Origin of the sequence: Pseudorhodobacter sp., from assembly GCF_030452865.1 — a bacterium.
Lineage (GTDB): Bacteria > Pseudomonadota > Alphaproteobacteria > Rhodobacterales > Rhodobacteraceae > Pseudorhodobacter.
On sequence record NZ_JAKDLJ010000335.1, the window covers coordinates 1 to 4,044 of the forward strand.

At 58.5% G+C, this 4,044-nt stretch carries 6 protein-coding genes; 1 reads left to right on the forward strand and 5 read right to left on the reverse strand.

The annotated features are described in order from the left end of the window. The first annotated feature begins 152 nt into the window (after window positions 1–152). The gene (locus L0H65_RS15725; protein ID WP_301460027.1) at window positions 153–1,214 is read left to right on the forward strand and encodes an aldose epimerase family protein; all 1,062 of its coding nucleotides are present in this window, start codon (window positions 153–155) and stop codon (window positions 1,212–1,214) included. Window positions 1,215–1,261: 47 nt separating this feature from the next. On the opposite strand, the gene L0H65_RS15730 is transcribed toward L0H65_RS15725, so the two are convergent. The 5 genes from L0H65_RS15730 to L0H65_RS15750 form a co-directional block, all read right to left on the reverse strand. Then, the gene (locus L0H65_RS15730; RefSeq protein ID WP_301460028.1) at window positions 1,262–1,648 is read right to left on the reverse strand and encodes a hypothetical protein; all 387 of its coding nucleotides are present in this window, start codon (window positions 1,646–1,648) and stop codon (window positions 1,262–1,264) included. A gap of 12 nt (window positions 1,649–1,660) precedes the next feature. Next, complete coding sequence (locus L0H65_RS15735) at window positions 1,661–2,152, reverse strand: dihydrodipicolinate synthase family protein (protein ID WP_301460030.1); 492 nt, start codon at window positions 2,150–2,152, stop codon at window positions 1,661–1,663. Continuing rightward, window positions 2,149–2,808 carry an enolase C-terminal domain-like protein gene (locus L0H65_RS15740; RefSeq protein WP_301460031.1) on the reverse strand — a complete coding sequence of 220 codons (660 nt, stop codon included), beginning with the start codon at window positions 2,806–2,808 and terminating at the stop codon, window positions 2,149–2,151. The genes L0H65_RS15735 and L0H65_RS15740 overlap by 4 nt, the downstream gene beginning before the upstream one ends. Window positions 2,809–3,055: 247 nt before the next feature. Continuing rightward, window positions 3,056–3,514 carry a hypothetical protein gene (locus L0H65_RS15745; protein WP_301460033.1) on the reverse strand — a complete coding sequence of 153 codons (459 nt, stop codon included), beginning with the start codon at window positions 3,512–3,514 and terminating at the stop codon, window positions 3,056–3,058. Next, on the reverse strand, window positions 3,468–4,044 hold a 577-nt coding region (locus tag L0H65_RS15750; protein WP_301460035.1), incomplete at its 5' end, for a substrate-binding domain-containing protein. The genes L0H65_RS15745 and L0H65_RS15750, both read right to left, overlap by 47 nt.

A 4,044-nucleotide genomic window follows, 5' to 3' on the forward strand; every position in this document is an offset into this window, starting at 1 on the left:
GGTATCGTGTTCAACATGCTGAATTTCGAGAACGGCAAAGGCTGGATCTCGCTTTCCGCCTATTGGCAATCGGTGATCCGTGGGGTGTTCTTGCTCGGGGTGGTGGTGTTGCAAGCGCGACTGACGCGATCCTCCACCAGCGAAAGCGTGTGATGAAACCGCATCACGCATCAACTGGCCCCATGATTTCAGCACCGAATATCTGCACCGTTGGGCAGTTCAACGGTCAGGATGTGTTGCAAATCACTTTGCAAGCGGACAGCGGCATCCGCGCCAAAGTGCTGACCTGGGGGGCGGTGTTGCAAGACTTGCAAGTGCCGCTGGCGGATGGGCGGCGGATCAGCACGACACTGGGGTTCAACAGCTTTGCCGCCTACCCTGCGCACTCTCCGTATTTCGGGGCGGTTGTGGGGCGTTATGCCAATCGCATTGCGGGTGGGCGCTTCACGCTGGACGGGCGGGGCTATGATCTGAACCGCAATGAGGCGGGTCGCGCCACCTTGCACGGCGGCGTGGGTGGTTTTTCCCAACGGCTGTGGCAAATTTCGGGGGTGAGTTCGACTTCCGTGACGCTGGCGATAGACTCGGATGATGGTGACCAGGGCTTTCCCGGAAATGTGCAGGTGACATGCCGCTATGCTTTGGGGTCCGACAATAGGCTAACCGTTGAATATCAGGGACAATGTGACGCCGCCACGCCGTTGAACCTGACCCATCATTCCTATTTCAATCTGGACGGCAGCGATGACTTGAAACACCATCAACTGTTGATCCATGCTGATCGCTATACCCCTTGCGATCACGCCCAAATTCCAACGGGCAGCATTCTTCCGGTCGAGGGCACCCGATTTGATTTTCGTCAATTGGCTTCGGCGATGAATCCGGATCACCCGCTGGACCACAATTTCGTTTTGCGGTCGGCGCCTGCAACTACCTTGCGCCCTGCGGCGGTGCTGGCATCGACACTTTCCGGCCTGCTTATGCGTGTTGCGACGACAAAACCCGGCTTGCAGGTCTATGACGGGCATAAACTTGATCTGGGGGTGGTGGAAACGGCGGGCAGGGCGTACCGCCCCTTCGCGGGCCTGTGTCTGGAACCGCAATTTTTTCCCAACAGCCCCAATATCCCTGCATTCCCGAGCAGCATTTTGCAGGTGGGGGGAAAATACCGTCACGAGACGGTCTATCATTTCGACCATATGACCGACCGCTGATCCAGCGTCTGTCGGCAGTGCTCCCAGCGCCTTTGCATCACAAAGCGTCAGGTCGGAAATGGCCCGAGATCAGCAGCAAAACGCCGCGTCATCGCAAGCCCTGCTTCATTCGGGCGCAAAGCTGGTGCGCGGTCGTGGATTTCCAGCCCGGCGCGCGGGCCGAACAGCCGCTTGCCATAGCAGATGAGGTTTTCCAACCCTTGCATGGTGAAAACGACCGCGGGCAGCATCTCGGCATAGCCGGCCTCTGCCCCCGCCTCATCGCCTTTAAGCCATGCTTCATAAGCGCGAACGGCATAGTCGATGCAATCAGGCGCAAGGATCAACCCTTTGCAACCGATACGGAAATTGTCGATCAACTCCATCCTAGCCCGCCGATTGAAGACTGGCAGCCGCCCGTCGGTGGCGGCGATCAAACCCGCAATCTCAACCACCGGACCTTCGCCCTATATCAATCTGATATTGGGGTACTGCTGCGTCAAATCCACGATGTCAGCCGAAGAAAGTCCGCGCCCCATAAAGGCAGGCGCGTTCTGGATCGCAACGGGCAGGTTCGTCGTTCCGGCCACCCGACCGAAAAAGCGGATGTATTCTGCGGCACCGTAGCTGCCCACCATCGGCGGTTGCAGGATCACCCAATCCGCACCGACGCTTTCCGCATGTTTCACCTGTGCAACCTGCTCCGCAACCGATGTGCCGCAGATCGTCAGCGCGAGCGGCACCCGACCGGCAGTATCCTCGGCCACCCAATCCATCACGGTGCGGCGCTCACCCTCCGACAGCTTGAGCACCTCGGTCGCATGGCCAAGGGCCGCCATACCGTGAAAGCCAGCAGCGATGCACACCTCCACCTGATGGCGCATCGCGGCGCGGTCCAACCGCTCCTGATCATCAAACAGCGCATAAAGAATGGCGTGGATGCCGTGAAAACCCGTCATTTCCCGCACCAATCCGCGATGGAGCCGTCAGCATGGCGCCAGACTGGCGCGCGCCAGTTGTGACCGGTGCGGGCGCGCTCCTCGACCATGGCCTCATCAACTTCAATCCCAAGGCCCGGCCCTTGCGGGATCGACAAGAAGCCATCCGCCACTTGAAAGCGGCTTTCGGGCAAAAGGTAGTCGTTCAGATCGCCGCCCTGATTGTAATGGATGCCAACGCTTTGCTCCTGAATAACCGCGTTGTAGCAAATCGCATCGACTTGAAGACAAGCCGCCAGTGCGATCGGGCCAAGCGGGCAATGTGGGGCCATGCCGATATCATAAGCCTCCGCCACATGACCGATACGGACCATTTCCGAAATCCCGCCAACATCTGCGGTGTCGGGGTTGATAAGCCCTGCCGCGCGCTGTTCAAGCACCGCGCGGAAATCATAGCGCGAATGCAGCCGCTCCCCGATGCAAAGCGTGATGGAAGTGGCACGTTGAAGGTCGGCCATGGCGTTGATATGGGCCGAAACCACGGCATATTCGACAAACATCGGGCGCAAAGGCTCCAGCTCTTTCAACAGCACCCGTGCCATTGGCAAATGCACCCGACCGTGGGAATCGAAGGCAAGGCCCATCGTGGTGCCAACTGCCGCGCGCAATTCCGCCACCTGCCGCAGGATACCGACGGAATGGGGCCAGTTGCGTTCGACGCCATCACCGCCACCATGCCGGCAAAAGCGACCGTAGACCCAACCGACAGGTCAAAATCCCGCGCGAAGATCACCACAAGACACTGTTCACCAAAAAGCAGTTTTTTCATTCTATCGTTCCTCAGGATGCGAGGGTTTTGGGAGTGGCCCGGTCCGACAAAGCGGCGGCGAGGATCGCCTTTTCCTCAAACTGCTCGCGGGGTATTTAGGCGCTGATCTTGCCTTCGCACATGACCAGAAGCCGGTCACAAATGCCTATCACCTCCGACAATCCAGACGACACAACGACAATCGCCATGCCATCTTCGGCGAGTTGATAAAGCAGGTCATATATCTCGGACCTGGCATCAACGTCGATGCCGCGCGTCGGATCATCCACGATCAGGACGCGCACCCCTTGCTCCGACAGCCAACCGCCCAGAATGACTTTTTGCTGATTGCCCCCCGACAGGTTCAAAATATCCTGATGCCGCGACGCTGTGTGGATGCGCAGTTTTTTGATGAAGGTTTCAGCGATTTCAGCCTCAGCCTTGCTGTTCAAAACCCCGAAGCGGGCGGAATGACGGCGTGACGAGATATTGATATTTTTCTGAATTGAACGTCCCTGCACAAGAGCGTCATGCTTGCGATCTTCGGAACACAGCACCAGTCCGGCGCGGATCATGCGCCGTCAGGGCGGTTTCATCGCCGTGACGCTTGGGCGAGATAACGACGGAACCGACAAAGCCGGTCGGGTCGGGCTTTTTGAGCTCGTTAATCGCAGAATCGGAACCGCCAATGCCCGCACCAATGACGTATTCGGCGGTGATCCCGACGCTTTCGGTGGCACGAACAGCGCCCAGAACCGCTTCATCATTCAGGCTGAAAGCGACCCAATGCTTGAACTCGGTATCCGGGTTCAGAACCGTCGTCGCGGCGTTGAGCGCAGCTTCGGTATCCGTTTTGGCTTGCGGCGCATCGAAGATGTTTGCCCTGGGGAAACCAATGGCTTCGAGTGCGGAAATGGCACCTTCAACCCGGTCAACAACAGTTGGCGACTGGTCATAGAAAACGCGGATCGCGCCCACTCCGGCCAAATCCCAGCCGCGTGCTTTGGCTTCGTCACTGATCGCCTGGCCAACGGCCTCACCGATCTTTGAAGCCGAGGTACCCATATGCGGGACCGATTCAATCGGTGCGCCACTGGCATCAACC